At 67.7% G+C, this 25,215-nt stretch carries 22 protein-coding genes and 2 pseudogenes; 18 read left to right on the top strand and 6 right to left on the bottom strand.

Going from position 1 to position 25,215, the window contains the following annotated elements; genetic code table 11:
- Positions 1 to 1,213: pseudogene (locus A9W95_RS20660) on the top strand (primosome assembly protein PriA); the annotation flags it as partial.
- A gap of 84 nt (positions 1,214 to 1,297) precedes the next feature.
- Positions 1,298 to 1,783, top strand: a complete 486-nt coding sequence (locus tag A9W95_RS20665; RefSeq protein WP_067417069.1) for a MarR family winged helix-turn-helix transcriptional regulator — start codon at positions 1,298 to 1,300, stop codon at positions 1,781 to 1,783.
- 12 nt (positions 1,784 to 1,795) lie between these two features.
- Here the strand turns inward: A9W95_RS20665 and A9W95_RS20670 are convergent, their stop codons facing one another.
- Complete coding sequence (locus A9W95_RS20670) at positions 1,796 to 2,620, bottom strand: class I SAM-dependent methyltransferase (protein ID WP_067417072.1); 825 nt, start codon at positions 2,618 to 2,620, stop codon at positions 1,796 to 1,798.
- Between the two features lie 134 nt (positions 2,621 to 2,754).
- On the opposite strand from A9W95_RS20670, the gene fmt reads away from it, so the two are divergent.
- Genes fmt through ribD form a run of 4 tightly spaced genes read left to right on the top strand, consistent with a single transcriptional unit; the run spans position 2,755 to position 6,792 of the window.
- Complete coding sequence (fmt, locus tag A9W95_RS20675; protein ID WP_067417075.1) at positions 2,755 to 3,687, top strand: methionyl-tRNA formyltransferase; 933 nt, start codon at positions 2,755 to 2,757, stop codon at positions 3,685 to 3,687.
- On the top strand, positions 3,684 to 5,051 hold the full coding sequence (locus A9W95_RS20680) for an RsmB/NOP family class I SAM-dependent RNA methyltransferase (RefSeq protein ID WP_067417077.1): 1,368 nt from the start codon (positions 3,684 to 3,686) through the stop codon (positions 5,049 to 5,051). The genes fmt and A9W95_RS20680 overlap by 4 nt, the downstream gene beginning before the upstream one ends.
- A 23-nt stretch (positions 5,052 to 5,074) precedes the next feature.
- Positions 5,075 to 5,773: a ribulose-phosphate 3-epimerase gene (gene rpe / locus A9W95_RS20685; RefSeq protein ID WP_156746316.1), complete on the top strand. Its 699-nt coding sequence runs from the start codon at positions 5,075 to 5,077 to the stop codon at positions 5,771 to 5,773.
- Positions 5,770 to 6,792, top strand: coding sequence for a bifunctional diaminohydroxyphosphoribosylaminopyrimidine deaminase/5-amino-6-(5-phosphoribosylamino)uracil reductase RibD (ribD, locus tag A9W95_RS20690; RefSeq protein ID WP_067417081.1), 1,023 nt, complete (start codon positions 5,770 to 5,772; stop codon positions 6,790 to 6,792). The genes rpe and ribD overlap by 4 nt, the downstream gene beginning before the upstream one ends.
- Before the next feature lie 24 nt (positions 6,793 to 6,816).
- On the opposite strand, the pseudogene A9W95_RS20695 reads toward ribD, so the two are convergent.
- Together A9W95_RS20695 and A9W95_RS20700 are read right to left on the bottom strand one after the other, a co-directional pair.
- A pseudogene (locus A9W95_RS20695) lies at positions 6,817 to 8,361 on the bottom strand (MFS transporter); the annotation flags it as partial.
- A gap of 8 nt (positions 8,362 to 8,369) precedes the next feature.
- The gene (locus tag A9W95_RS20700) at positions 8,370 to 9,071 is read right to left on the bottom strand and encodes an LppX_LprAFG lipoprotein (RefSeq protein ID WP_067417084.1); all 702 of its coding nucleotides are present in this window, start codon (positions 9,069 to 9,071) and stop codon (positions 8,370 to 8,372) included.
- 84 nt (positions 9,072 to 9,155) lie between these two features.
- Between A9W95_RS20700 and A9W95_RS20705 the strand changes: the two genes are divergently transcribed.
- The 11 genes from A9W95_RS20705 (at position 9,156) to A9W95_RS20755 (ending at position 19,616) form a co-directional block, all read left to right on the top strand.
- Complete coding sequence (locus A9W95_RS20705; protein WP_067417087.1) at positions 9,156 to 9,767, top strand: riboflavin synthase; 612 nt, start codon at positions 9,156 to 9,158, stop codon at positions 9,765 to 9,767.
- A gap of 140 nt (positions 9,768 to 9,907) precedes the next feature.
- A complete protein-coding gene (locus A9W95_RS20710; RefSeq protein WP_067417090.1) occupies positions 9,908 to 11,185 on the top strand; it encodes a bifunctional 3,4-dihydroxy-2-butanone-4-phosphate synthase/GTP cyclohydrolase II in 1,278 nt (425 codons plus the stop codon).
- Between the two features lie 46 nt (positions 11,186 to 11,231).
- Positions 11,232 to 11,714, top strand: a complete 483-nt coding sequence (ribH, locus tag A9W95_RS20715) for a 6,7-dimethyl-8-ribityllumazine synthase (protein WP_067417093.1) — start codon at positions 11,232 to 11,234, stop codon at positions 11,712 to 11,714.
- 2 nt (positions 11,715 to 11,716) lie between these two features.
- Positions 11,717 to 12,178 carry a PH domain-containing protein gene (locus A9W95_RS20720; RefSeq protein WP_156746318.1) on the top strand — a complete coding sequence of 154 codons (462 nt, stop codon included), beginning with the start codon at positions 11,717 to 11,719 and terminating at the stop codon, positions 12,176 to 12,178.
- Entirely contained in the window at positions 12,175 to 12,828 is a 654-nt protein-coding gene (locus A9W95_RS20725) for a hypothetical protein (RefSeq protein ID WP_253851718.1), read from the top strand. Before A9W95_RS20720 ends, A9W95_RS20725 begins: the two co-directional genes overlap by 4 nt.
- A gap of 123 nt (positions 12,829 to 12,951) precedes the next feature.
- On the top strand, positions 12,952 to 13,242 hold the full coding sequence (locus tag A9W95_RS20730; protein WP_067417098.1) for a hypothetical protein: 291 nt from the start codon (positions 12,952 to 12,954) through the stop codon (positions 13,240 to 13,242).
- A 91-nt stretch (positions 13,243 to 13,333) separates the two neighbouring features.
- Positions 13,334 to 15,280 (top strand): excinuclease ABC subunit UvrC, encoded by a 1,947-nt coding sequence (uvrC, locus tag A9W95_RS20735; protein ID WP_067417101.1) that lies wholly within the window; start codon positions 13,334 to 13,336, stop codon positions 15,278 to 15,280.
- The gene (gene rapZ / locus A9W95_RS20740; RefSeq protein WP_067417103.1) at positions 15,277 to 16,188 is read left to right on the top strand and encodes an RNase adapter RapZ; all 912 of its coding nucleotides are present in this window, start codon (positions 15,277 to 15,279) and stop codon (positions 16,186 to 16,188) included. The genes uvrC and rapZ overlap by 4 nt, the downstream gene beginning before the upstream one ends.
- Positions 16,185 to 17,213: a YvcK family protein gene (locus A9W95_RS20745; protein ID WP_067417106.1), complete on the top strand. Its 1,029-nt coding sequence runs from the start codon at positions 16,185 to 16,187 to the stop codon at positions 17,211 to 17,213. The genes rapZ and A9W95_RS20745 overlap by 4 nt, the downstream gene beginning before the upstream one ends.
- Positions 17,210 to 18,187, top strand: coding sequence for a DNA-binding protein WhiA (whiA, locus tag A9W95_RS20750; RefSeq protein ID WP_082983236.1), 978 nt, complete (start codon positions 17,210 to 17,212; stop codon positions 18,185 to 18,187). Before A9W95_RS20745 ends, whiA begins: the two co-directional genes overlap by 4 nt.
- A 40-nt stretch (positions 18,188 to 18,227) precedes the next feature.
- On the top strand, positions 18,228 to 19,616 hold the full coding sequence (locus tag A9W95_RS20755; RefSeq protein WP_067417110.1) for a wax ester/triacylglycerol synthase family O-acyltransferase: 1,389 nt from the start codon (positions 18,228 to 18,230) through the stop codon (positions 19,614 to 19,616).
- Between the two features lie 5 nt (positions 19,617 to 19,621).
- On the opposite strand, the gene A9W95_RS20760 is transcribed toward A9W95_RS20755, so the two are convergent.
- From A9W95_RS20760 to A9W95_RS20770, 3 genes are read right to left on the bottom strand one after another with little or no spacing between them, the layout of a single operon-like run.
- Positions 19,622 to 20,887, bottom strand: coding sequence for an alpha/beta hydrolase (locus A9W95_RS20760; protein WP_067417112.1), 1,266 nt, complete (start codon positions 20,885 to 20,887; stop codon positions 19,622 to 19,624).
- The gene (gene fadD12 / locus A9W95_RS20765; RefSeq protein ID WP_067417114.1) at positions 20,887 to 22,518 is read right to left on the bottom strand and encodes an acyl-CoA ligase FadD12; all 1,632 of its coding nucleotides are present in this window, start codon (positions 22,516 to 22,518) and stop codon (positions 20,887 to 20,889) included. The genes A9W95_RS20760 and fadD12 overlap by 1 nt, the downstream gene beginning before the upstream one ends.
- A gap of 3 nt (positions 22,519 to 22,521) precedes the next feature.
- Positions 22,522 to 23,262 (bottom strand): 1-acyl-sn-glycerol-3-phosphate acyltransferase, encoded by a 741-nt coding sequence (locus tag A9W95_RS20770; RefSeq protein ID WP_371328101.1) that lies wholly within the window; start codon positions 23,260 to 23,262, stop codon positions 22,522 to 22,524.
- Positions 23,263 to 23,441: 179 nt separating this feature from the next.
- Between A9W95_RS20770 and A9W95_RS20775 the strand changes: the two genes are divergently transcribed.
- Positions 23,442 to 25,199, top strand: coding sequence for a DUF3556 domain-containing protein (locus tag A9W95_RS20775; protein ID WP_067417121.1), 1,758 nt, complete (start codon positions 23,442 to 23,444; stop codon positions 25,197 to 25,199).
- Positions 25,200 to 25,215 lie beyond the last annotated feature (16 nt).

The following is a 25,215-nucleotide window of genomic DNA, read 5'->3' on the forward strand; positions in this document are numbered from 1 at the left end:
GGCGAGGCTGTCGTCGGCGTCGGCCCACACCATGACCAGGCCCAATTCGCCCAGTGGGGCGAACACCGCGCTGCGCGCCCACCAAGCCCGCTGCGCCGCGCTGATCGGCGGGTACGCCCGCACGGCCGAAGGCCACGCGCTGGTACGCAGCGGCTGGGCACACGACATTGTCGCCGCCCGCCCGGTGGTCCGGGCCCGCAGCCCCCGCGTGGTCGCGCTCGACGACAGCGGCTACGCCGAAGAACGCGACCCGGCCGCCCGCACCGCCCGGCTTCCGTCCATCGCGTTACGCGCCGCCCGATCCGCGCTGGAGGCCGACGCGCCGGTGTTGGTGCAGGTGCCGCGCCGTGGGTATGTGCCGTCGCTGGCGTGCGGGCGCTGCCGCGCGATCGCGCGGTGCCGGCAATGCACCGGGCCCCTGTCCTTGCTTGACCGGGGCGGCGGGACGGTGTGCCGGTGGTGTGGCCGGGTCGATCCGGCGCCGCGGTGTGTGCGGTGCGGGTCCGATGCCCTGCGCGCGGTCGTCGTGGGGGCGCGGCGCACCGCCGAAGAATTGGGCCGGGCACTTCCCGGGGCGCCGGTGATCACGTCGGCCGGCGAAGCGGTCGTGTCCGAGGTTCCGGCCAAGCCGGCAGTGGTGGTCGCCACCCCGGGCGCAGAACCGCGCGCCGACGGCGGCTACGGCGCGGCGTTGCTGCTCGATACCTGGGCGCTGCTGGGCAGGCAGGATCTGCGCGCCGCCGAGGAAGCCTTGTGGCGCTGGATGAATGCGGCCGCGCTGGTTCGGGCACGCGGTGACGGCGGGGTGGTGATTGTGGTCGCCGAATCGTCCATTCCCACCGTGCAAGCGCTGATTCGGTGGGATCCGGTCGGCCATGCCGACACCGAATTGGCGGCCCGGGCCGAGGTCGGCTTGCCGCCCAGTGTGCACATCGCCGCGCTCGACGGCACCGGCGAGGCGGTGCACGGGCTGCTGGCCGAGGCCCGCTTACCCGCCGACGCGGATCTGCTGGGGCCGGTCGATCTGCCCGCCGGCGCCCGGCGTCCCGCGGGCACACCCGCGGACGGGCAGGTCACCCGGATGCTGGTGCGCGTGCGTCGGGACCAGGGACTGGCGCTGGCGACGGCGCTGCGTGGGGCGGTCGGGGTGCTCAGTGCGCGACAGACTCAGGAACCGGTGCGGGTGCAGATCGACCCGCTGCATATCGGATAACCGACCATGGCCCCTAGCAACTGTCCGCAATAGATAGTTACACTTTCTTTTTGCTGTATCCCGGTGCGCGGGGAAGGGGCCTCCATGACCACGGAGAACGCAGCAGCAGCCGATGAGTCGCTCGATTTCATCACCGACGCGCTGCTGACGGCATCGCGGTTACTGGTCGCCATCTCGGCTCATTCCATTGCGATGGTCGACGACAGCCTCACCATCCCGCAGTTCCGCACCCTGGTCATCCTGTCGAATCGGGGTCCGATCAATCTGGCGACCTTGGCGACGCTGCTCGGCGTGCAGCCGTCGGCGACGGGGCGGATGGTCGATCGGCTGGTCAGCGCCGGCATGATCGACCGTCTGCCACACCCCACCTCCCGCCGCGAACTGCTCGCCGCGCTGACCAAGAAGGGGCGAGACGTCGTCGCCAAGGTCACCGCAAATCGTCGCGCCGAGATCGCGCGAATCGTCGAGAAGATGCCGCCGGCCGAACGCCACGGTCTGGTGCGGGCCCTGACCGCGTTCGCGGCCGCCGGCGGAGAACCCGACGCCCACGTCGATATCGATCAGCTGTAGGCGGCGGCCGGGTCATCCCTTGTCGGCGACGAGCAGCAGGTACTCCCATTCCATGACGCCGTCGTTCAGATATTCCCCGGCGAGTTCGAGCAACTGCGTGTCGAGTTCGGCGGCCAGCACGGCGTTGCCGCCGATGTTGGCATATGCCTCGATCGTGGGGCCGTAGTGGTGCTTGAAGTAGTCGTGGACGGCTTGGGCGGTGCCGAACCGGTCCACTTTGAGTTGCCCGCGTCGCACGTCGGCACCGACCACGCGATTGCCGAAGAGTCCAGTGACGTAGGCCTGGCGTCCCCACAACGCCGACGGCGGCAGCGCCGCGGACAAGCTGGGCCGGTAGGGACGGAGGGTGGCCAGCATTCGGCCGAAGAACCCTTCAGGGGTCCAGCTGATCACCCCGATGATGCCGCCCGGGCGGCACACCCGGACCAGCTCGCGGGCTGCCCGCTGATGGTCGGGCGCGAACATCACGCCGATCGCTGAGATCACCGCATCGAATGCGTTGTCGCCGAAGGGCAGCGCTTGGGCGTCGGCTTCCTGATAGTGCAGTTTGAGGCCCTGCGCGACGGCCCGAGCCTGTGACCGCCGCAGCAACTCGGGGGTGAGATCGGTGGACACCACGCACGCTCCGGTCTCGGCCGCCGGCAGGGAGATGTTCCCGGAGCCGGCGGCGACGTCGAGCACCCGGTCGCCGGGGCCGATGCCGGTGGCGGCGACCAGGATCGGGCCCAGCGGCGCCATCACTTGTTCGGCCATCAATGCGTAGTCACCCAGCGCCCACATGGCGCGATGGGTGGCAGCCAGGGACGAGTCGATGACCGCGGGGGTGGTGATGCTCATGGCGTCTCCTTACTCTCAAAAGGCCCTTAGTGCTCGTGGGACACAGTATGCATATGCAACATTAAATTGAGGTAAGAATTGTGCGCGGCGGCTGTGGGCGCCCGACCGACTGCGGCGCTTCCTAGACTGGCCCGGTGCGTCTTGTCTTCGCCGGTACGCCCGAGCCCGCGCTGCCTGCGCTGCGTCGGCTCATCGAGTCACCGCGCCACGAGGTGATTGCGGTGCTCACCCGACCCGACGCCGCGTCTGGCCGGCGCGGCAAACCAGAGCCGTCGCCGGTGGCGCGCGAGGCGCTCGACAGGGGGATTCCGGTGTTGCGGCCGTCCCGGCCCAACTCACCGGAGTTCGTCGCCGAACTCGCGGAACTGGCGCCCGACTGTTGTCCGGTGGTGGCCTACGGTGCGCTGCTGCGCGAAGCGTTGCTGGCCGTTCCGCCGCGCGGCTGGATCAACCTGCACTTCTCCTTGCTTCCCGCCTGGCGAGGCGCGGCACCGGTGCAGGCCGCGATCGCGGCGGGAGACGCGATTACCGGGGCCACGACGTTCCGGATCGAACCCAGCTTGGATTCCGGACCGGTCTACGGGGTCGTCACCGAAACCATCCGGCCAACCGATACCGCGGGCGATTTGCTTGAGCGCCTTGCAATTTCGGGTGCAGCGCTGTTGTCGGCCACCTTGGACGGCATCGCCGATGACACGCTGACTCCGCGGCCCCAGCCGGCCGACGGGGTCAGCTTGGCGCCGAAAATTACCGTCGAAGAGGCGCGGATCCGCTGGGATCTGCCCGCGCCCGTCGTCGAGCGTCGCATCCGCGCCGTAACGCCCAACCCGGGTGCGTGGACGGTCATCGGCGACCTCCGGATCAAGGTGGGTCCGGTGTGTCTTGACCCGCAGTCGCCGAACCCGTTGCAGCCCGGCGAGATTCAGGTAGGGCGCAAGGACGTTTGGGTTGGCACCGGCTCAACACCGGTGCGGCTCGGGCAAATTCAGCCGCCCGGCAAGAAGCTGATGAATGCCGCGGACTGGGCACGCGGCGCGCGGCTCGACACTTCGGTGCGCGCGTCATGAACCGTAAACCCCGTGGGCCGCGCCGCCGGCCGCTGGACCCGGCACGCCGGGCGGCGTTTGACGCGCTGCGCGCGGTGAGCGAGCGAAACGCCTACGCCAACTTGGTGTTGCCCGCCCTGTTGCGCGAGCGGGGGATCACCGGACGCGACGCCGCGTTCGCCACCGAATTGACCTATGGCGCCTGCCGGACCCAGGGCCTGCTCGACGCGGTGATCGGTGCGGCCGCCAAGCGTTCCCCGCAAGCGATCGATCCAGTGCTGCTCGACCTGCTCAGGCTGGGCACGTATCAACTACTGCGGACCAGGGTGGAACCGCACGCCGCAGTGTCTACCACCGTCGAACAAGCCGGCATCGAATTCGATTCGGCGCGAGCGGGATTCGTCAACGGGGTGCTGCGCACCATCGCCGGGCGCGACGAGCAGGCCTGGGTGGACGAACTGGCACCAGATTCCGCAGCCGACCCGATTGGGCATGCCGCCTTCGTGCATGCCCATCCACGTTGGATCGCCCAGGCGTTCGCCGACGCGCTGGGTGCGGCCGCCGCGGAAGTCGACGCGGCGCTGGCCAGCGACGACGACCGGCCGCAGGTTCACCTGGCCGCCCGTCCGGGGGTGTTGACCGCCGACCAACTGGCCCAGGCGGTGCACGGCAGCGTGGGCCGCTTCTCGCCGTATGCGGTGTATCTGCCCGGCGGCGACCCGGCTCTGCTCGATCCGGTGCGCGACGGTCAGGCGCTGGTCCAGGACGAGGGCAGTCAGCTGGTGGCCCGCGCCTTGGCGTTGGCGCCGGTCGAGGATGACGGCGGGCGGTGGCTCGACTTGTGTGCGGGGCCGGGCGGCAAGACCGCGCTGCTGGCCGCGTTGGGCGAGGCAGCGGGCGCCCGGGTGACGGCCGTCGAGCCGTTGGCCCACCGGGCGGACCTGGTGGTCGAGAACACCCGCGGGCTGCCGGTCGACGTGGTGCGGGTCGACGGGCGGGACTCGGGGCTCGAGCCCGGTTTCGACCGGGTACTGGTGGACGCGCCGTGCACCGGTTTGGGAGCCTTGCGTCGCCGCCCGGAAGCCCGTTGGCGGCGCCAGCCGGCCGACGTGCCAGGGCTGGCCAAGCTGCAACGTGAGCTGCTGGCCGCCGCGATCGCCCTGACGCGTCCGGGTGGGGTGGTGTTGTACGCAACCTGCTCACCGCACCTGGCCGAGACGGCAGGGGTGGTTGCCGACGCGCTGCGCCGCCACCCGGTTGAGGCGCTCGACACCCGGCCGCTGTTCGAGCCGGTCGAACCCGACGACGGGCCCGCGGTGCAGTTGTGGCCGCACCGCCACGGCACCGACGCCATGTTCGCCGCCGCGCTGCGCCGCCTAACGTGAGGATGGGCCCGAGGCTCAGTAAGGTGTCGCACATGCCTGGCAGCACGGGGGGTCCACTCATTGCGCCGTCCATCCTGGCCGCCAATTTCGCCCGCCTCGCCGACGAAGCGGCGGCGGTGACCGGCGCGGATTGGCTCCATGTCGATGTGATGGACAACCATTTCGTCCCAAACCTGACCATCGGCCTGCCGGTGGTCGAGAGCTTGCTCGCGGTCACCGACGTCCCGATGGACTGTCACCTGATGATCGACGACCCGGATCGCTGGGCGCCGCCCTATGCCGAAGCCGGTGCCTACAACGTCACCTTCCACGCTGAAGCCACCGACAACCCCGTCGGCGTGGCTCGCGACATCCGCGCGGCCGGATCAAAAGCCGGCATCAGCGTCAAACCGAAGACCCCGCTGGAGCCGTACCTGGAGATCCTGCCTCAATTCGACACGCTGCTGATCATGTCGGTCGAACCGGGCTTCGGTGGCCAAGAATTCATTCCCGAGGTACTGAGCAAGGTTCGCACCGTCCGCAAGATGGTCGACTCGGGGGAGTTGAAGATCGTGGTGGAGATCGACGGCGGCATCAACGACGACACGATCGAACAGGCCGCCGAGGCGGGTGTCGACTGCTTCGTCGCCGGATCGGCGGTATACGGCGCAGAGGATCCCAGCGCCGCTGTCGAGGCGCTACGGCGGCAGGCCGCCGCCGCGTCCCCTCATCTGACGCTATGAGCGGCGTCGAGCAGGTCAAGAGCATCGAGGAGGCGATGGCCCTCGCCATCCAGCAGTCCTACGACGTCAAGGGCACGACCTACCCCAACCCGCCCGTCGGGGCCGTCATCGTGGACCAGGAGGGCCGGGTGGTCGGGGTCGGGGGCACTCAACCGGCCGGCGGCGACCACGCCGAGGTGATGGCGCTGCGCCGAGCGGGCGGTCTGGCGGCCGGGGGGATCGCGGTGGTCACCATGGAGCCGTGCAACCACTACGGCAAGACCCCGCCGTGTGTGAACGCGTTGATCGAGGCCCGGGTCGGGACGGTGATCTACGGCGTGGACGACCCCAACGGCATCGCCGGTGGCGGGGCCGGTCGACTTTCGGCGGCGGGCGTGCAGGTCCGCTCCGGCGTCCTGGCCGACCGGGTGGCCGCCGGACCGCTGCGCGAGTGGCTGCACAAGCAACGCACCGGATGGCCCCACGTGACGTGGAAATACGCCACCAGCATCGACGGGCGCAGCGCCGCCGCCGACGGGTCCAGCCAGTGGATCTCCAGCGAGGCCTCGCGGCAGGACTTGCACCGGCGCCGCGCGCTGGCCGACGCGATCGTGGTGGGCACCGGCACGGTTCTCGCCGATGACCCGGCGTTGACCGCGCGGTTGCCCGACGGTTCCCTGGCGCCGCAGCAGCCGCTGCGCGTGGTGGTGGGCAAACGCGATCTACCGCCGGACGCCAAGGTGCTCAACGACGACTCGCGCACCATGGTGATCCGCACCCACGAACCCGTGGAGGTGCTCCGGGCGCTTGCCGACCGCACCGACGTCCTGCTCGAGGGCGGTCCCACCTTGGCCGGCGCCTTCTTGCGGGCCGGTGGCATCAACCGGATCTTGGCTTACGTGGCGCCGATCTTGTTAGGTGGGCCCGTCACCGCGGTCGACGACGTCGGGGTAACGAGCATCGCCAACGCGCTGCGGTGGCAGTTCGACGCCGTCGAACAGGTTGGCCCCGACCTGCTGCTGAGCCTCGTGGCGCGGTAAGTGGTGCGCTGAAGAGCCGCCACCCTGCCCGACCGCGACCGGTTCGCCGATGTCCTCGGGTTCCTCCTCGCCGCGATGGCGGGCGCCGATCAGCAACAAGCCCAGCACTGCTCCCAGCAGGCAAATGGCCACCGTCACCTTGAAGATGTCGCCGTACATCAACGCAAACGCCTTCTGATACTGGCCGGCGATCGCGGCCGCCCGCTCGATCAGGGTGGCGTTAGGCGGGATCGCGGCGTTCAGGCCGGCCAGGATCTGGTTGAAGCGGTACAGGCCCCAGGCGCTGAGCGCGGCGACCCCGATCAGCATGCCGGTCATCCGGGCGACCACCACCGCGGCCGAGGCGATGCCGTGTTGGGCGGCCGGTACGGCCCGCAGCGTCGCCGCCGACAGCGGCCCGATGACCAGCCCCAGGCCCAGCCCGGCCACCAGCAGGTCGGCGTGCATGGCCGGCACGCTGAACAAGCCGAAGATGTTGTGTTCCTGGTCGGGCAGATTCTCCCGCCACAGCGAGATCAGCCAGTAGCCGACGGCGGCTATGCACAGTCCGACGAACGTCATCAACCAGTCGCCGGTCCGGGTGGCGATCCACCCGCCCACCACCGCGCCGATCGGCAAGGCGATCAGGAACCACAGCAGCATGCCGGCCGCCTGGTTCTGGTCCTTGCCCAGCACGCCCTGGCCGAAGAGTTCGACGTTGACCAGCGTCACCATCAGCGCGGCGCCGGCACACACCGAGGAGCCCAAGGCGGACAGGAACGGCCGGAAGTGCACCCCGGTGGGTTCGACCAGCCGGGTGCGGGCGAAGCGCTCCCAGACGAAGAATGCGATCGTGGCAACCACGGCCCCGATGACCAGCGGCAACCCGTAGCTGGGCAGCACCTGTTTGCCGTCGGGACTGGGGTTGTAGAGGCCGATGACCGCCAGGCCCAGAGCCAACGCCAGCAGGAAGCCGCCGACCAGGTCGATCTTCTCCGGCTCGGCACTGCGGTCGTGCGACGGCAGGCTGAACTGGATCAACGCCATGGCGATCAGGGTCAGCGGGACGTTGATCCAGAACACGTCGCGCCAGTCGTGGAACAGCCAGACGATGAAGATGCCGTAGAGCGGACCGAGCACACTGCCCAGCTCCTGCGCCGCGCCGATACCGCCGAGCACACCGGCGCGGTTGCGCTGCGCCCAGAGGTCGGCGCCCAGTGCCAGGGTGATGGGCAGCAGTGCGCCACTGGCCACCCCCTGAATGGTGCGGCCGGCGATGAGCATGTGGAAGTCCCCGAAGTGTCCGGCCATGGCGGTCACCACCGAGCCGACGATGAAACCGGCAAGGCTCACCTGCAGCATCAGCTTGCGGCCGAACCGGTCGGACGCGCGGCCCAGCAGCGGCATGGCGGCGATGTAGCCCAGTAGGTACATCGTGACGATCCAGGTGATCCGCTGCAGCTGGTTCACCGGGATGCCGACGCTGTTCATGATGTCGCGCATGATCGTCACGACGACATAGGTGTCGAGTGCACCCAGCAGCACCGCGAGGCTGCCCGCGCTGATCGCGATCCGGCGTCCTGCCCGCATGGTCGTCATCAGGTCACCGGCGGCTTGGTTACCTGGACCTGCTGGTTCCAGTTCGACAGGGTGATCTGCACGGAGTTACCCGACCCGCGCTCCATTTTGGCCTGCGCCAGTTGATGGTCCCCTTGTTCCTGGATCCAGACCGTCGCCGGCACTGGATCGGTCGCGTTGAACGGCGGGGCGATGGCATTTACCGATTGCGGCGTCAGCTTTCCGCTGATCCGGATGGTGCTCTGTCCGTTGACGGACTCGCGGCCCTCGGCCTTGGCGTCGGTGAAATTCGCCAGCAAGTTGGCCAAGCCCTTGTCCGGGCTCAGGATCTGCGACGGGTCGTAGATGTCCGAAGCCGGGCCGAAGTCGCTCCACTTGTTGGGAGTGAGCGTGGCGAACAGGTCGCCGTCGATCACCACGAAGTCCACGTCGATGTCAGAACCGCCGAAGGTGATCTTCGCGCTGCCCTTGGCCGCGGTGGGGGTGGTGGTCAGGTCACCGCTCAGGCTCTTCATCGACAGGCCCGGGATCTTCCCGTTCACCGTCAGCACAATGTGCCCACTCTTGACGGCCTTGGTCGATTCGGCGGCCTGCTTGACCAACGTCGTCGCGTCCGGCAGTGGCCCGCCGCTCTGCTTGGATCCGGATGAGCAACCGGCCACCAAGGTGGTAGCCACGCCCAGGGCGGCGAGGGCGGCGAACAAGCCGCGGCGAAAATGCATACCCTGCATCGTAAAGGGTGGCTGTGACGCGACCGGTGACACAGTGGGGTGCACTGGCCCGGGAACTGTCATTAACCTGGTGCGATGTTCACCGGAATTGTCGAGGAGCTGGGCCAGATCACCGGCCGGGAAGACCTCGCGGACGCCGCCCGACTGATCATCCGCGGGCCGACTGTCACCAGTGACGCCGGCCACGGCGATTCCATTGCTGTCAACGGCGTCTGCCTGACCGTCGTCGACGTCCTGCCCGACGGGCAGTTCAGTGCCGACGTGATGGCCGAGACGTTGCACCGGTCCAACTTGGGCGACCTGCGGCAGGGGAGCCGGGTGAACCTGGAGCGCGCCGCGGCGCTCAACAGCCGGCTCGGCGGTCACATCGTCCAGGGCCACGTCGACGGCACCGGCGAAATCATTTCTCGAACCCCCTCCGAGCACTGGGAGGTGGTCCGGATCGAGGTGCCCCCGACCGTGGCCCGCTATGTCGTCGAGAAAGGCTCGATCACCGTGGATGGCATCTCGCTGACCGTGTCCGGCCTCGGCGCCCAACCGCGGGACTGGTTCGAGGTCTCCCTGATCCCCACCACCCGCGAGCTCACCACGCTGGGGGCCGCGCCGGTCGGAACGCAGGTGAACCTCGAGGTAGACGTCATCGCGAAATACGTGGAACGGCTCCTGCACGCCACCCCGACGACCTAGGTCCGTGTGGCCCACCCCTCAAAACGCCATCGCAATAAGTTCAGCGTGCTGGTGGTTCATACTGAATGGAACACGTGGGCTTCTCGTGTGAGCCGGTCGAACAAAGTTCTCGCCGCGGGCGGGGGCGGGCAAGGTAATAGATGACGAGGTTGGATTCCGTCGAACGGGCGGTTGCCGACATTGCGGCCGGCAAGGCCGTCATCGTCATCGACGACGAGGACCGCGAAAACGAGGGCGACCTGATTTTCGCCGCCGAGAAGGCCACCCCTGAGCTGGTGGCGTTCATGGTCCGCTACACCTCGGGCTATCTCTGTGTGCCGCTGGACGGGGCGATCTGCGACCGGCTGGGTCTGCTGCCGATGTATGCGGTGAACCAGGACAAGCACGGCACGGCCTACACCGTCACCGTGGACGCCAAATTCGGCGTGGGAACCGGTATCTCGGCTTCCGACCGCGCGACGACGATGCGGTTGCTGGCCAATCCGTCCAGCGTCGCCGAAGACTTCACCCGCCCTGGTCACGTAGTTCCGTTGCGCGCCAAGGACGGTGGGGTGTTGCGCCGGCCCGGTCACACCGAGGCCGCCGTCGACCTGGCCCGCATGGCGGGATTGCAGCCCGCCGGCGCCATCTGCGAGATCGTCAGTCAGAAAGACGAGGGCGCGATGGCGCAGACCGACGAGTTGCGGGTGTTCGCCGACGAGCACGGGTTGGCTTTGATCACCATCGCCGACCTGATCGAATGGCGGCGCAAACACGAAAAGCACATCGAGCGGATCGCCGAGGCGCGCATCCCCACCCGGCACGGCGAATTCCGGGCCATCGGCTACTCGAGCATCTATGAGGACGTCGAACACGTCGCCCTGGTACGCGGCGAGATCGCCGGACCCACCGCCGACGGCGACGACGTGCTGGTGCGGGTGCACTCCGAGTGCCTGACCGGTGACGTCTTCGGTTCCCGCCGCTGCGACTGCGGTCCGCAGTTGGACGCGGCGATGGCCATGGTGGCCCGCGAGGGACGCGGCATCGTGCTGTACATGCGCGGTCACGAAGGGCGCGGCATCGGATTGATGCACAAACTGCAGGCGTATCAATTGCAGGACGCCGGCGATGACACCGTGGACGCCAACCTCAAACTTGGATTGCCCGCTGACGCACGGGATTACGGGATCGGTGCGCAGATCCTGGTGGACCTGGGCGTGCGCTCTATGCGGCTACTGACCAACAATCCGGCCAAGCGGGTAGGTCTGGACGGCTACGGGTTGCACATCATCGAGCGGGTGCCGTTGCCGGTGCGCGCCAATGCCGAGAACATCCGCTACCTGATGACCAAACGCGACCGGATGGGCCATGACCTGGTGGGCCTGGACGAATTCCACGAATCAGCCCATATGCCAGGTGAATTCGGCGGCGCGCTGTGAGTCGCCCCGGTAACGGTGCCCGGCCGGGTGGCGCGGAGCAGCGGCGATGAGCCCAGCCACCGGCGTGCCGGACATGCCCAGCCTCGACGCGTCCGGCCTGCGCGTCGCCATCGTCGCCAGCACCTGGCACACCAAGATTTGTGATGCCCTGTTGGAGGGTGCCCGCAAGGTAGTCGTCGACTCCGGAGTGGACGACCCGACCGTCGTCCGGGTGCTCGGCGCCATCGAAATCCCAGTGGTGGCACAGGAATTGACGCGCAATCACGACGCCGTCGTCGCACTGGGAGTGGTGATCCGGGGCGAGACACCGCATTTCGACTACGTCTGCGACGCGGTGACACAGGGATTGACGCGCGTCTCGCTGGACGCGTCCACACCGGTTGCCAACGGCGTGCTGACCACGAACACCGAAGAGCAGGCGCTGAATCGGGCCGGGCTTTCCACGTCGACGGAGGACAAGGGCGCCCAAGCGGCCGCGGCGGCGCTGACCACCGCACTTACCCTGCGGGAACTGCGGGCGCAGCGGTGACGGTGAAGTCCGACGCCGGCTGGGATGTTGTGGTGCGTCCCCGGCTGACGCCGTTATTCGCCTACGCCGCGGCGTTCGTCATCGCAGTCGCCCTGGTCGTGGTGGGTCTGCTGCTCAAGGTCAGCTCCAGCGGGGTGGTGTTTCAGACCGCCGATCAGGTGGCGATGGGTGTGCTGGGCTTGATCCTGGCCGGGTTGGTGTTACTGCTCGCGCGTCCCCGGCTGCGGGTCGGTGCGGCCGGGCTTTCGGTGCGTAACGTGTTGTCGGACAGGCTCGTACCGTGGTCCGACATTGTCGGAGTGTCCTTTCCGGGCGGTAGTCGTTGGGCTCGCATCGACCTGCCCGACGATGAGTACATTCCGCTGATGGCGATCCAGGCCGTCGATAAGGAACGGGCGGTCACGGCCATGGACACCGTGCGCTCGCTGCTGGCCCGCTATCGGCCAGATCTGCCCGCTCGATGACCGCCGGGTGCCGGCGCAGCGCGATGGCAGTGGCGCTGCTGGTCGCCGCGGCCGGGTCGGGCGCCTGCACGACGTGGGTGCCGGGCCGGCCAGTGCGAGCCGCGGGCCAGGTGCCGATGTCGGCGCGCGAGTTGCTGCTACACGACGGGGACGACACCCCACTGGGACCGGCGCACGTCGTCCCGGTCGGCGACAACTACTTCACCAGCGTCCAGCCGCCGATCTGTGCGGCGGCTTTGCTGTTCAAGAACTCCCCGCTGCGGCCGCCGGCCGCTCGAGACTCCGCCGAGGCGGCGTACACCTTCGGGGGGCCAGCGCAGTACGCCGAGTCGATCGACGTCTACGACCAGGACTTGGACGCCCACCAGGTGGTGTGGCGGGCATTCAGTGACGTGTCGGACTGCCGCGACGACGCGGTCGGGGTGAGCCCGAGTGGCTCCTCCCAACCGATGCGCGTCACCGAATTCGACGCGCCGCAGGACAACGTTTTCCACTGGGCCATGGGCCGACCGGACTGGACCTGCACTTACGGGTTGGCCGCGGTGACCCGCGCGGTGCTCCTCATTTCGGTGTGCGATGCGCAGCCGGGGTTCCCGATGGCGGACTGGGCGGCGAAACGCCGGGCGCAGCTGGACCGCCACACGGCTTGACCCCGGGCAGATCAGCGCCCCGAAGCCGGCGACATCCGGGTACCCACGCGGTAGCGTCAATGGTTGCCGGGCTGCTGACCCCACGTAAGCACTGCCCCGGCGGCGATGTGAGGGGAGACGACTATGAAGCGCTGCATCGTCGCAGGAGTAGCGGCCCTGCTGGTGCCTGCGGGGCTGCTCGCAGCGGCGCCGCCGGCCAGCGCCGGTTGTCTGTACGGCGGACCCGTCATCAGCAAGTGCGATGGACCGATACAGCCTGATGGCACCTGGCAACGGTGCGTCGCGGTTGCCCAGCTGATGCCCCGGGGCGCCAGTTCCTACCTGGCACCCGTCAAGAACTGCGATGTGATGGGACCGGATCTGCGCCCCGGAGATTTCTCGTTCGCCGACCCGCCGTCGCACATCGACGACTGATCCCGAACGGCTGCGGGGCAAACCCGACACCGCCGCATCGCCACCGATCCCGACGAGCCCCCGCCCATCTCGCGACCACTAGCCTGGATACGTGCCAGATCCCGCAACCTATCGCCCCGCACCCGGGTCCATCCCGGTCGAGCCCGGCGTGTACCGGTTCCGGGATCCGCACGGCCGCGTCATCTACGTCGGCAAAGCGAAAAGCCTGCGCAGCAGGCTGACATCGTATTTCTCCGATATCTCCAGCCTGCACCCGCGCACCCGACAGATGGTCACCACGGCCGCCAAGGTCGAGTGGACGGTGGTCAACACCGAGGTCGAGGCGCTCCAGCTGGAATACAACTGGATCAAGGAGTTCGATCCGCGTTTCAATGTCCGCTACCGCGACGACAAGTCGTATCCCGCACTGGCCGTCACCCTCAACGAGGAGTATCCCCGGCTGATGGTCTACCGGGGCCCGCGGCGCAAGGGGGTCCGTTACTTCGGGCCTTACTCCCATGCCTGGGCGATCCGCGAAACGCTGGACCTGCTCACCCGGGTCTTTCCGGCCCGCACCTGCTCGGCAGGAGTGTTCAAGCGGCACAAGCAGATCGACCGTCCTTGTCTGCTCGGGTACATCGACAAATGCTCGGCACCCTGTGTGGGACGGGTGAGCGCCGAACAGCACCGCCAGATCGTCTTGGACTTCTGTGACTTCCTGTCCGGTAAGACCGACCGGTTCGCCCGCGAGCTGGAACAGCAGATGAACGCCGCGGCCGAACAACTCGACTTCGAACGCGCGGCCCGCCTGCGCGACGACCTCGGCGCTCTGAAGCGGGCCATGGAGAAGCAGGCCGTCGTGCTGGGCGACGGCACCGACGCCGATGTGGTCGCCTTCGCCGACGACGAACTCGAAGCAGCGGTGCAGGTGTTCCACGTGCGCGGCGGCCGGGTCCGCGGTCAGCGGGGCTGGATCGTCGAGAAGCCCGGCGACCCGAGTGATTCCGGCGAAGAGCAGCTGGTCGAGCAGTTCCTCACCCAGTTCTACGGCGAGCAGGCCGAACTCGGTGGCGCGGCCGACGAGGCCACCAATCCCGTCCCGCGCGAGGTGCTGGTGCCGTGTCTGCCGTCCAACACCGAAGAGCTGACCAGCTGGCTTTCCGACCTGCGCGGATCACGGGTCACGCTGCGGGTGCCGCGCCGGGGCGACAAGAAAGCGCTCGCCGACACCGTGCAACGCAACGCCAGAGACGCTCTGCAGCAACACAAATTGAAGCGGGCGGGGGACTTCAACGCCAGATCGGCTGCCCTGCAGAACATTCAAGACGCCCTAGGTCTGGCCGATGCACCGCTGCGCATCGAGTGCGTCGACATCAGCCACGTCCAGGGCACCGACGTGGTCGGGTCGCTGGTGGTCTTCGAGGACGGCTTGCCCCGCAAGTCGGACTATCGGCACTTCGGCATCCGCGAAGCGGCCGGGCAGGGACGCTCCGACGACGTCGCCTCCATCGCCGAAGTCACCCGGCGCCGCTTCATGCGCCACCTGCACGACAAGCAGGATCCCAACATGCTCTCGCCGGAAGGCAAATCACGCCGCTTCGCCTACCCGCCCAACTTGTACGTCGTCGACGGCGGCGCGCCGCAGGTCAACGCGGCCAGCGCCGTGCTGGAAGAACTCGGCATCACCGACGTCGCGGTCATCGGCCTGGCCAAGCGGCTGGAAGAGATCTGGGTGCCGTCGGAGCCGGACCCAATCATCATGCCGCGCAACAGTGAGGGCCTCTACCTGCTGCAACGGGTGCGCGACGAGGCGCACCGATTCGCCATCGCCTACCATCGCAGCAAACGTTCCAAGCGGATGACCGCCTCGGCGCTGGATTCGGTGCCCGGCCTCGGCGAGCACCGGCGCAAAGCGCTGGTCACCCACTTCGGTTCGATCGCCCGCCTCAAGGAGGCCACCGTCGACCAGATCACCGCCGTGCCCGGTATCGGGGTAGCCACCGCCACTGCCGTCCTCGAGGCGTTGCGGCCCACCCAAACCGAGGCTGCCGCCGAATGACCAACCACGTTGCAGACAGCGACAATCCGGCCGCTGAGAGCCACGCGGGCATCGATGTCGTGCTGGTCACTGGGCTGTCCGGAGCCGGGCGCGGCACGGCGGCCAAGGTGCTCGAGGACCTCGGCTGGTACGTCGCCGACAATCTGCCACCCCAGCTGATCACCCGGATGGTGGACTTCGGGCTCGCGGCCGGTTCCCGCATCACCCAGCTCGCCGTGGTGATGGACGTCCGCTCCCGCGGATTCACCGGAGACCTCGACGAAGTCCGCAACGAACTGGCCACCCGCAACATCACCCCGCGCGTGGTGTTCATGGAGGCTTCCGACGACATGCTGGTGCGCCGCTACGAGCAGAATCGCCGCAGCCACCCCTTGCAGGGACAACAGACGCTGGCCGAAGGCATCGCCGCGGAGCGCCGCATGCTGGCTCCGGTCCGCGCCACCGCCGACCTGATCATCGACACCTCCACGTTGTCGGTGCGAGGCTTGCGGGAAAGCATCGAGCGCGCGTTCGGGGGCAACGCCGGCGCGACGACCAGCGTCACCATCGAGTCCTTCGGGTTCAAGTACGGCCTGCCGATGGACGCCGACATGGTCATGGATGTGCGCTTCCTGCCCAACCCGCACTGGGTCGACGAGCTGCGCCCCCTGACCGGTCAGAATCCCGAAGTGCGCGACTATGTGCTGGGCCAACCGGGCGCGGCGGAGTTCCTCGAGACATACCATCGATTGCTATCCCAAGTCGTCGACGGCTACCGCCGGGAGGGAAAGCGCTACATGACGGTCGCGATCGGCTGCACCGGCGGCAAGCATCGCAGTGTCGCGATCGCCGAGGCCCTGATGGGCTTGCTCCAAGCCGACGCGCAACTGGCGGTTCGGGTGTTGCACCGGGATCTGGGTCGCGAATGAGTCAACCGAGTAGCGACGGCATCGTCGCGCTGGGCGGCGGGCACGGCCTGTATGCGACGCTTTCGGCGGCGCGGCGGTTGACGCCGCATGTCACCGCCGTGGTGACCGTCGCCGACGACGGCGGCTCCTCGGGCCGGCTGCGCAGCGAGCTGGACGTGGTGCCCCCGGGTGACCTGCGAATGGCGTTGGCGGCGTTGGCATCTGATAGTCCCTACGGGCGACTGTGGGCGACCATCCTGCAGCATCGGTTCGGCGGCAACGGTGCGCTGGCCGGGCACCCGATCGGTAACCTGCTGCTGGCCGGCCTGTCGGAGGTGCTGGCCGATCCGGTCGCAGCACTCGACGAGCTGGGGCGCGTCCTCGGCGTCAAGGGCCGGGTGCTGCCGATGTGCCCGATCGCCCTGCAGATCGAGGCCGACGTGTCGGGGCTGGAAACCGATCCGCGCATGTTCCGGCTGATCCGAGGTCAGGTGGCGATCGCGAGCACGCCCGGCAAGGTGCGTCGGGTGCGATTGCTGCCGGCCGATCCGCCGGCGACTCGGCAGGCCGTCGACGCGATCATGGCCGCCGACCTGGTGGTGCTAGGACCCGGGTCATGGTTCACCAGCGTCATCCCGCACGTACTGGTACCGGGCCTGCGCGCGGCGCTGCAGGCCACCACCGCCCGGCGGGCTCTGGTGCTCAACCTGGTCGCCGAGCCGGGGGAGACCGCCGGCTTCTCCGTGGAGCGTCACCTGCACGTGCTCGCCCAACACGCCCCGGGGTTCACCGTGCACGACATCATCATCGACGCCGACCGGGTGCCCAGCGATCGCGAGCGCGAGCAACTGCGCCGCACCGCCACGCTGTTGCAGGCCGAGGTGCACTTCGCCGACGTGTCCCGACCTGGTACACCTTTACATGACCCGGGCAAGCTGGCGTCGGTCCTGGACGGGGTGCGGGCCCGCAACCGGGACCCGGCGGTGACACAGGTGACAGCCACACCAGACAGTGCACGACCAAGGGGTGACGACGCGTGGCGATGACGACCGAAGTCAAGGACGAGCTGAGCCGTCTGGTGGTCAAATCGGTCAGTGCACGACGCGCGGAAGTCACCTCATTGCTTAGATTCGCCGGCGGGCTGCACATCGTGGCCGGGCGGGTGGTCGTCGAAGCCGAGGTCGATCTCGGCAGCATCGCCCGACGGCTGCGCAAAGACATCTTCGACCTGTACGGCTACAACGCCGTGGTGCATGTGTTGTCGGCCAGCGGTATTCGCAAGAGCACCCGCTACGTGTTGCGGGTCGCCAACGACGGGGAGGCGCTGGCGCGGCAAACCGGCCTGCTCGACATGCGCGGGCGCCCGGTGCGCGGCCTGCCCGCCCAAGTGGTGGGCGGCAGCATCGGTGACGCCGAAGCCGCTTGGCGCGGAGCGTTTTTGGCTCACGGCTCGCTGACCGAGCCTGGGCGCTCCTCGGCGTTGGAGGTCAGCTGCCCCGGTCCCGAAGCCGCCTTGGCGCTCGTCGGCGCGGCCCGGCGGTTGGGTGTCAGCGCCAAAGCCCGCGAGGTGCGCGGCGCCGACCGCGTGGTGGTCCGCGACGGCGAGGCGATCGGAGCTTTGCTGACCCGGATGGGCGCACAGGACACCCGGCTGATCTGGGAGGAGCGCCGCCTGCGCCGCGAGGTCCGAGCCACGGCGAATCGGCTGGCCAATTTCGACGACGCCAACCTGCGCCGCTCGGCGCGGGCCGCGGTCGCCGCCGCCGCCCGCGTGGAACGCGCCCTCGAAATCCTCGGCGACACCGTGCCCGACCACCTGGCCACCGCCGGCAAGCTGCGGGTCGAGCACCGCCAGGCTTCGCTGGAGGAGCTGGGCCGGCTTGCCGATCCGCCGATGACGAAAGACGCTGTCGCCGGTCGTATTCGGCGTTTGTTGTCGATGGCCGACCGGAAAGCCAAAGTGGACGGTATCCCGGACACCGAATCGGCGGTCACGCCGGATTTGCTAGAGGACGCCTAACCCCTTTGCGCGACGACCTGCGAGGGCTACGGTTCAAGGCATGAAGCGGCTCTCGAGTGTGGACGCGGCGTTCTGGTCGGCGGAGACAGCAGGCTGGCACATGCACGTCGGGGCACTGGCGATCTGTGATCCCAGCGTCGCACCGGAGTACAGCTTTGCCCGACTCCGTGAGCTGATCGCTGAACGGCTGGCCGAACTGCCCCAGCTGCGGTGGCGGGTCACCGGCGCCCCGCTGGGGCTGGACCGGCCGTGGTTCGTCGAGGACGAAGAACTCGACGTCGACTTCCACGTCCGCCGTATCGGCGTGCCCGCCCCGGGCGGCCGGCGCGAACTCGACGAACTCGTCGGCCGGCTGATGTCCTACAAGCTGGACCGCTCGCGGCCGCTGTGGGAGCTGTGGGTGATCGAGGGTGTCGAGGGTGGCCGTATCGCGACGCTGACCAAGATGCATCACGCCATCGTCGACGGGGTGTCCGGCGCGGGGTTGGGGGAGATCCTGCTCGACGTCACCCCCGAACCGCGACCTCCCCAGGAAGAAAAAGTGGGATCCCTGACCGGTTTTCAGCTCCCCGGCTTGGAACGGCGGGCGATCGGAGCGCTGATCAACGTCGGCGTGATGACGCCGTTTCGGATCGCCCGTCTCCTCGAGCAGACCGTGCGCCAGCAGATCGCCGCGCTGGGCGTGCGCACCAAGCCGCCGGGCTACTTCGATGCGCCCAAAACCCGGTTCAACGCGCCCGTGTCGCCGCACCGGCGGGTCACCAGCGCGCGGGTGGAGTTGGCCCGGGCCAAGGCGGTCAAAGACGCCTTCGGAGTCAAGCTCAACGACGTCGTATTGGCCATCGTGGCCGGGGCGGCCCGCGAATACCTGAAGAAGCGCGACGAACTGCCCGGCAAGCCGCTGATCGCCCAGATCCCCGTCTCCACCCGCACCGAAGAGTCGAAATCCGACGTCGGGAATCAGATCAGCTCGATGACCGCATCGTTGGCGACCGACATCGAAGACCCCGCCGAGCGGCTCAAGGCCATCTTCGAAAGCACTCAGAGCGCCAAAGAAATGGCGAGAGCGCTTTCGGCACATCAGATCATGGGCCTCACCGAGACGACGCCGCCGGGGCTGCTGCAGTTAGCCGCCCGCGCGTATACCGCCAGCGGCCTGTCGCACAACTTGGCGCCCATCAACCTGGTGGTGTCCAACGTGCCGGGCCCGCCGTTTGAGCTCTACATGGCCGGGGCCAAATTGGAATCGCTTGTGCCGCTTGGTCCGCCGGTCATGGATGTGGCGCTGAACATCACCTGCTTCTCCTACCAGGACCACCTCGACTTCGGGTTCGTGACGACACCGGAAGTGGCCAACGACATCGACGAAATGGCCGACGCACTGGACTTGGCGCTGACCGAATTGGAACGCGCCGCCGAACTGCAGTAGACGCGCTACCTGCCGTTGGACCGTCGAGTGGTCACATACACCCAGGACAGGAACCGCGCCACCGCGTCGGCGGAGGCATGGGCTCGCGGTGACCCGAAGATGTCGAAGGCGTGCTGGGCGTTGGGCAGCTCGGCGTAGGCCACCGGCGCCTTCGACACCGCACGCAATTCGTCGACGAACTCTTGCGCCTCCCCGACGGGAATGAGGGAATCGTCGTGGCCGTGCAACACGAAAAACGGTGGGGCGTCTGGCGTTATCTGACGGATCGGGGACGCGTCGAGGTACACCTCCCGGTCGGTGCGAAGTTGCTTTTTTACCACCAGCTTCTCGAGCAGCCAGACGAATTCGGGGCGGCCCTCACCCTCGGTCGAAAACCAGTCGTAGCGGCCATAAAAGGGGACGGCGGCCGCCACCGAGGTGTCGGCTTCTTCGAACCCCGGCTGAAACTTCGGGTCGTTGGGCGTCAAGGCAGCCAGGGCGGACAGGTGACCGCCGGCCGAACCGCCGCTGATCGCCACGAATTCCGGGTCCCCGCCGTAGCGTGCGATGTTCTCCTTGACCCAGGCCAGCGCCTGCTTGACGTCGACGATGTGATCCGGCCAGGTATGCACGGGCGCCACCCGGTAGTTCAGCGACACGCACACCCAGCCGCGGGCGACCAGGTGGGTCATCAGGGGGTAGGCCTGCGGGCGACGCCACCCGATCACCCACGCGCCGCCGGGCACCTGCACCAGCACTGGCGCCTTGCCGTCGCGCGGCAGGTCACGTCGCCGCCAGATGTCGGCGAGGTTGGCCCGGCCATGCGGGCCGTAGGACACGATGTTGTCTTTCTCGACATAGCGGCGCCGCACCACCACATTGCGCAGCGGCAAATTGCGCCGCCCACGCCGCGTCGGCTGCTCCGGCAACTCCGACAGCGCCTCGGCATAGTCGTCGCCCAATTGCTCGCGCAAACCCGCCTCCAGCACTGGACCGGGGGTCGTGGCGCCGCGGTAGCGGATCACACCGAGGATGGCCCACGACGCGGCCGTCAGCGCCAGAGCGGCCTTCCCGCGCCGCCCGGCGAAGTCACCGCGACGGCCGCGACGCAGCACGTCCAATGCCGACACGGTGAAGTAGACGCCCGGCACCTCCGACGTCGGCCAGCCGAACCAGAACACCAGCACGGTGGTGTAACCCTTACGCGCCAACGGCCGTAACCCATTGGCGGCGTTGGCCAATTCCACGACGGCACGGATCAATGGCCGCGGCCGCCGGAGCCAGTGCGGCATCAGCCGTTGACCTTCGCTTGCAGCTCGGCGCGCTGGATTTTGCCGGTGCTGCCGCGCGGCAGCTCGTCGAGGATGGCGATCTCGCGGGGCACCTTGTAGTTGGCCAGGTTGTCCCGGACATGCTGCTTGAGCTTGTCAACGGTCGCCTGCTCGTCTGCCGGTGCGCCCGGCTCCAGTACCACGAACGCCGCCAAGCGCTGGCCGTACTGCTCGTCGTCCACGCCGATCACCGCGGCCTCGGCCACTTCCGGGTGAGCCGCCAACGTCTTCTCCACCTCGATCGGGTAGACGTTCTCCCCGCCGGAGACGATCATCTCGTCGTCGCGACCGACCACGAACAACCGCCCGGACTCGTCCAAATAGCCGACATCGCCCGACGACATGAACCCGGCATGGAAGTCCTTGGTGGCGCCGGAGGTGTAGCCGTCGAATTGGCTGTCGTTGCGGACATAGATGGTGCCGACCTCACCGGTGGGCATGTCGTTGAAATCCTGGTCCAGGATTCGGATTTCGGTGCCGTCGGCGGGTCTGCCCGCCGTGTCGGGCGCGGCACGCAAATCCGCCGGTGTCGCCGTGGCGATCATGCCCGCTTCGGTCGCGTTGTAGTTGTTGTAGATCACGTCGCCGAACCGGTCCATGAATGAGGTGACGACGTCGGGTCGCATCCGTGAGCCCGATGCGGCGGCGAACCGCAGCGACCGGCCACTGTAGCGGTTGAGCACGTCCTCCGGCAGGTCCATGATGCGGTCGAACATCACCGGCACCACCGCCAGCGCGGTCGCCCGGTGTCGATCGATCAACTCCAGCGTCGCCTCCGGGTCGAACTTGCGGCGGGTGATCACGGTGCAGGCCAGCGACGAGGCCAACACCAGTTGCGAGAAGCCCCAGGCGTGGAACATCGGCGCCACGATGACGATCGGTTCCTCGGCCCGCCACGGCGTGCGGTTCAGGATTGCCTGGAGGGTTTGCACTCCGCCTCCGCCGCCAGAATGCTTGGCGCCCTTGGGGGTTCCCGTGGTGCCGGAGGTCAACAGGATCACTTTGCCTTTGCCGCCGGTGCGCTGCGGGCGTTGCCCTTGGTGGTCGGCGATCAACTGTTCGACGGTCACCTCGTGCGGCTGATCGGCCCAGGCCACGATGCGGGTGACGTCGGGTTTGTCGGCGAAGGCGCGATCGACGGTGCCGGTGAATTCCTCGTCGTAGATGACGGCATCGACACCTTCGCGGGTCACCACGTCAGCAAGCGCGGGCCCGGCGAAGGAGGTGTTCAGCAGCAGGATGTCGGCGCCAATGCGGCTTGCTCCCAACAGCGAATCGACGAAGCCGCGGTGATTGCGGCACATCACCCCCACCACGCGCGGCGGCCCGCCGGGCAGGCCTTGCAGCGCCGCGCCGAAAGCGTTGCTGCGCTCTTCGAGTTGCCGCCAGGTCAAGGTGCCCAGTTCATCGATCAGTCCGGCCCGATCGGGGCAGCGTTGCGCCGCACCGGCGAAGCCGGCGGTGAAGCCCATGCCCTCGCGGCGCATGGCCGCGGCGATCTTCAGGTAGCGGTCGGGCCGCATCGGCGCGATCAGCCCCGCGCGCCTCATGGTGGACACCAGCTCGAGGGTTTGTGAAATCCGAGATGCCATGGCTCAGCCCAGAATCGGGAAGCGACGTTGGGCGGCCAGCTCGTTGAGGGCCTGCTGCATGACCGAGCGCACATGCTCGTCCACCTCGTCGACATCCGGGTCGTCACCGAATTGCGCGGCGATGTCGATGGGTTCGAGCACCTGGGTCACGATCTTGGCGGGCAACGGCAGATTTGGCGGGACTGCGGCGCTCAGCCCGAAGGGAAACCCGAACGACAGCGGCAGAATGTCGCTGCGCAACAAGCGTTTGATGCCCAGCCGCTCGGCGAGCCAGGTGCCGCGGGACAAATAAAGCTGCGTCTCCTGGCCGCCGATGGAGACCGCGGGCACCACTGGCACGCCGGCTTCGATCGCGGTACGCACATAGCCCTTGCGGCCGTTGAAGTCGATGACGTTCTCCGCCGAGGTGGGCCGGTACGCGTCGTAGTCACCGCCGGGAAAGACGACGACCACGCCGCCGGAGCGCAGCGCCTCGGCCGCATTCTCCCGATTGGCCCGGATGTAACCGGTGCGCCGGAACAGCGAACCGGTCAGTCCCATGAAGAGAATGTCGTGGCTCAGCGTGTAGACCGGCCGGTCGTAGCCGAATTTCTCGTAGAAGTGGACGCTGAAGATCGGCACGTCCATAGGGAACATGCCACCCGAGTGGTTGCCGACCACCAGCGCCCCGCCCGGAGGGAAGGAATCCAGGCCGCGGACTTCCGCTCGAAAGTAGGTCTTCAAAACGGGCCGCATCACACCCATGAGCCGCTGCGTCAGACCAGGATCGTATTTGCCGATTTCGGGTTCGCCGTTGTCGGTGTCGCTCACGTTCCTCCTTAGAGGCTCCCTCGGGGCGTCTTTGCCATCGAGTCTCTAGATCGTAGCGACCGGCGCTATACATTGGACTCACCATCTGGTTTCAGACCGAGAATGAGGCCGCCATGGGATTCATGTCACCGGAGCTTCCCGACGTCGACGCCAAGACCTGGTCTAGTCGGCCGCGGGCGGAACGACTGCAGGTTGTGACCCGGCACTGGGCCGAACACGGCTTCGGGACACCGTATGCGGTGTACCTCCTTTACCTGATCAAGATCGCGCTCTACATTGCTGTTCCGGCGGTGATCATCTCGTTCACCCCGGGGCTGGGCGGATTGGGTCGTATCGCGGACTGGTGGACGCAGCCGATCGTCTATCAAAAGGTCATCGTCTTCACTCTGCTGTTCGAGGTGACGGGTCTGGGCTGCGGCTCCGGCCCACTCACCGGGCGGTTCATGCCACCGATCGGCGGCATCCTGTACTGGTTGCGGCCCAACACAATTCGGCTGCCGCCTTGGCCGGGCAAAGTTCCGTTCACCGGCGGCGACAGCCGCAGCGTTGTCGATGTCGCACTGTATGCCGTCGTGCTGATCGGCGGGGTGTGGGCGCTGTTGTCCCCCGGTCATGGTGGGCCGGTCACCGCCGCCGGCGACGTCGGGCTGATCGATCCGGTGCGGGTGATTCCCACGATCGTCGCGCTCGCCTTGGTGGGCCTGCGGGACAAGACCATCTTCTTGGCCGCGCGTGCCGAACACTACTGGCTGAAACTGTTCGTGTTCTTCTTCCCGTTCACCGATCAAATCGCGGCGTTCAAGATCATCATGCTGTTCCTGTGGTGGGGGGCGGCTACCTCCAAGCTCAACCACCACTTCCCCTATGTGGTGTCGGTGATGACGAGCAACAACGCGTTGCTGCGCAGCCGCTTGTTCACACCGATCAAGCACCGGCTGTACCTCGACCCGGTGCACGACCTTCGCCCCACCTGGTTGCCCAAGATGATGGCCCACGTCGGCGGCACCACGGCGGAGTTCATTGTCCCCACGGTGCTGGTGTTCGTCGCCGGCGATCAGCCCTGGCGCTGGTTGCTCATCGGGTTCATGGTCATCTTCCACTTCAACATCCTGTCCAACCTGCCCATGGGGGTTCCGTTGGAGTGGAACGTGTTCTTCATCTTCTCGCTGTTCTACCTCTTCGGGCATTACGGGGCGATTCGCGCCACCGACCTTCGGTCGCCGCTGTTGCTCACCCTGATCGCGGCTGCGGTCGTCGTCGTCATCGTGGGAAACATGTTCCCCAAGAAGATTTCGTTCCTGCCCGCCATGCGCTACTACGCCGGCAACTGGGCGAGCAGCGTGTGGTGCTTCCGCGCCGGGGCCGAGGACAAAATCGAAGCCAACGTGGTGAAAAGCTCACCGCTGGTGATCAATCAGCTGGCCAAGCTCTACGACCTGGAGACCGCGGAGATCATGGCCGACAAGACGGCCGCGTTCCGGGCGATGCACACCCACGGCCGGGCGCTCAACGGGCTGTTGCCCCGCGCCATCGACAACGAAGCCGACTACAAGATTCGCGAAGGTGAGATCGTCGCCGGGCCGTTGGTCGGGTGGAACTTCGGCGAAGGCCACCTGCACAACGAGCAACTCCTGGAAGCCCTGCAGCGTCGCTGCCACTTCGACGAGGGCGAGGTCCGCCTCATCGTCCTGGAGGGCCAGCCCATCCAGAGCCAACGGCAGTGGTACCGCATCTTCGACGCCAAGACCGGCCTGATCGAGGAGGGCTACGTCGAGGTCAAAGACATGCTCACACGCCAGCCCTGGCCCGAGCCCGGCGACGAATTCCCCGTGCACATCACACATCAACGCAGCAGCGCCGGCCAGTCATGACCAACGCCTCGAACCG

Origin of the sequence: Mycobacterium sp. 1423905.2 (assembly GCF_001673155.1) — a bacterium.
Lineage (GTDB): Bacteria > Actinomycetota > Actinomycetes > Mycobacteriales > Mycobacteriaceae > Mycobacterium.

What these genes read in the sequence shown, in the direction of transcription:
- A9W95_RS20665 (WP_067417069.1), top strand. Translation starts at nt 1,298, where the DNA reads ATGACCACGGAGAACGCAGCAGCAGCCGATGAGTCGCTCGATTTCATC.
- A9W95_RS20670 (WP_067417072.1), bottom strand. Translation starts at nt 2,620, where the DNA reads ATGAGCATCACCACCCCCGCGGTCATCGACTCGTCCCTGGCTGCCACC.
- A9W95_RS20680 (WP_067417077.1), top strand. Translation starts at nt 3,684, where the DNA reads ATGAACCGTAAACCCCGTGGGCCGCGCCGCCGGCCGCTGGACCCGGCA.
- ribD (WP_067417081.1), top strand. Translation starts at nt 5,770, where the DNA reads ATGAGCGGCGTCGAGCAGGTCAAGAGCATCGAGGAGGCGATGGCCCTC.
- A9W95_RS20700 (WP_067417084.1), bottom strand. Translation starts at nt 9,071, where the DNA reads ATGCATTTTCGCCGCGGCTTGTTCGCCGCCCTCGCCGCCCTGGGCGTG.
- A9W95_RS20705 (WP_067417087.1), top strand. Translation starts at nt 9,156, where the DNA reads ATGTTCACCGGAATTGTCGAGGAGCTGGGCCAGATCACCGGCCGGGAA.
- A9W95_RS20710 (WP_067417090.1), top strand. Translation starts at nt 9,908, where the DNA reads ATGACGAGGTTGGATTCCGTCGAACGGGCGGTTGCCGACATTGCGGCC.
- ribH (WP_067417093.1), top strand. Translation starts at nt 11,232, where the DNA reads ATGAGCCCAGCCACCGGCGTGCCGGACATGCCCAGCCTCGACGCGTCC.
- A9W95_RS20725 (WP_253851718.1), top strand. Translation starts at nt 12,175, where the DNA reads ATGACCGCCGGGTGCCGGCGCAGCGCGATGGCAGTGGCGCTGCTGGTC.
- A9W95_RS20730 (WP_067417098.1), top strand. Translation starts at nt 12,952, where the DNA reads ATGAAGCGCTGCATCGTCGCAGGAGTAGCGGCCCTGCTGGTGCCTGCG.
- rapZ (WP_067417103.1), top strand. Translation starts at nt 15,277, where the DNA reads ATGACCAACCACGTTGCAGACAGCGACAATCCGGCCGCTGAGAGCCAC.
- A9W95_RS20745 (WP_067417106.1), top strand. Translation starts at nt 16,185, where the DNA reads ATGAGTCAACCGAGTAGCGACGGCATCGTCGCGCTGGGCGGCGGGCAC.
- whiA (WP_082983236.1), top strand. Translation starts at nt 17,210, where the DNA reads ATGACGACCGAAGTCAAGGACGAGCTGAGCCGTCTGGTGGTCAAATCG.
- A9W95_RS20755 (WP_067417110.1), top strand. Translation starts at nt 18,228, where the DNA reads ATGAAGCGGCTCTCGAGTGTGGACGCGGCGTTCTGGTCGGCGGAGACA.
- A9W95_RS20760 (WP_067417112.1), bottom strand. Translation starts at nt 20,887, where the DNA reads ATGCCGCACTGGCTCCGGCGGCCGCGGCCATTGATCCGTGCCGTCGTG.
- fadD12 (WP_067417114.1), bottom strand. Translation starts at nt 22,518, where the DNA reads ATGGCATCTCGGATTTCACAAACCCTCGAGCTGGTGTCCACCATGAGG.
- A9W95_RS20770 (WP_371328101.1), bottom strand. Translation starts at nt 23,262, where the DNA reads ATGGGTGTGATGCGGCCCGTTTTGAAGACCTACTTTCGAGCGGAAGTC.
- A9W95_RS20775 (WP_067417121.1), top strand. Translation starts at nt 23,442, where the DNA reads ATGGGATTCATGTCACCGGAGCTTCCCGACGTCGACGCCAAGACCTGG.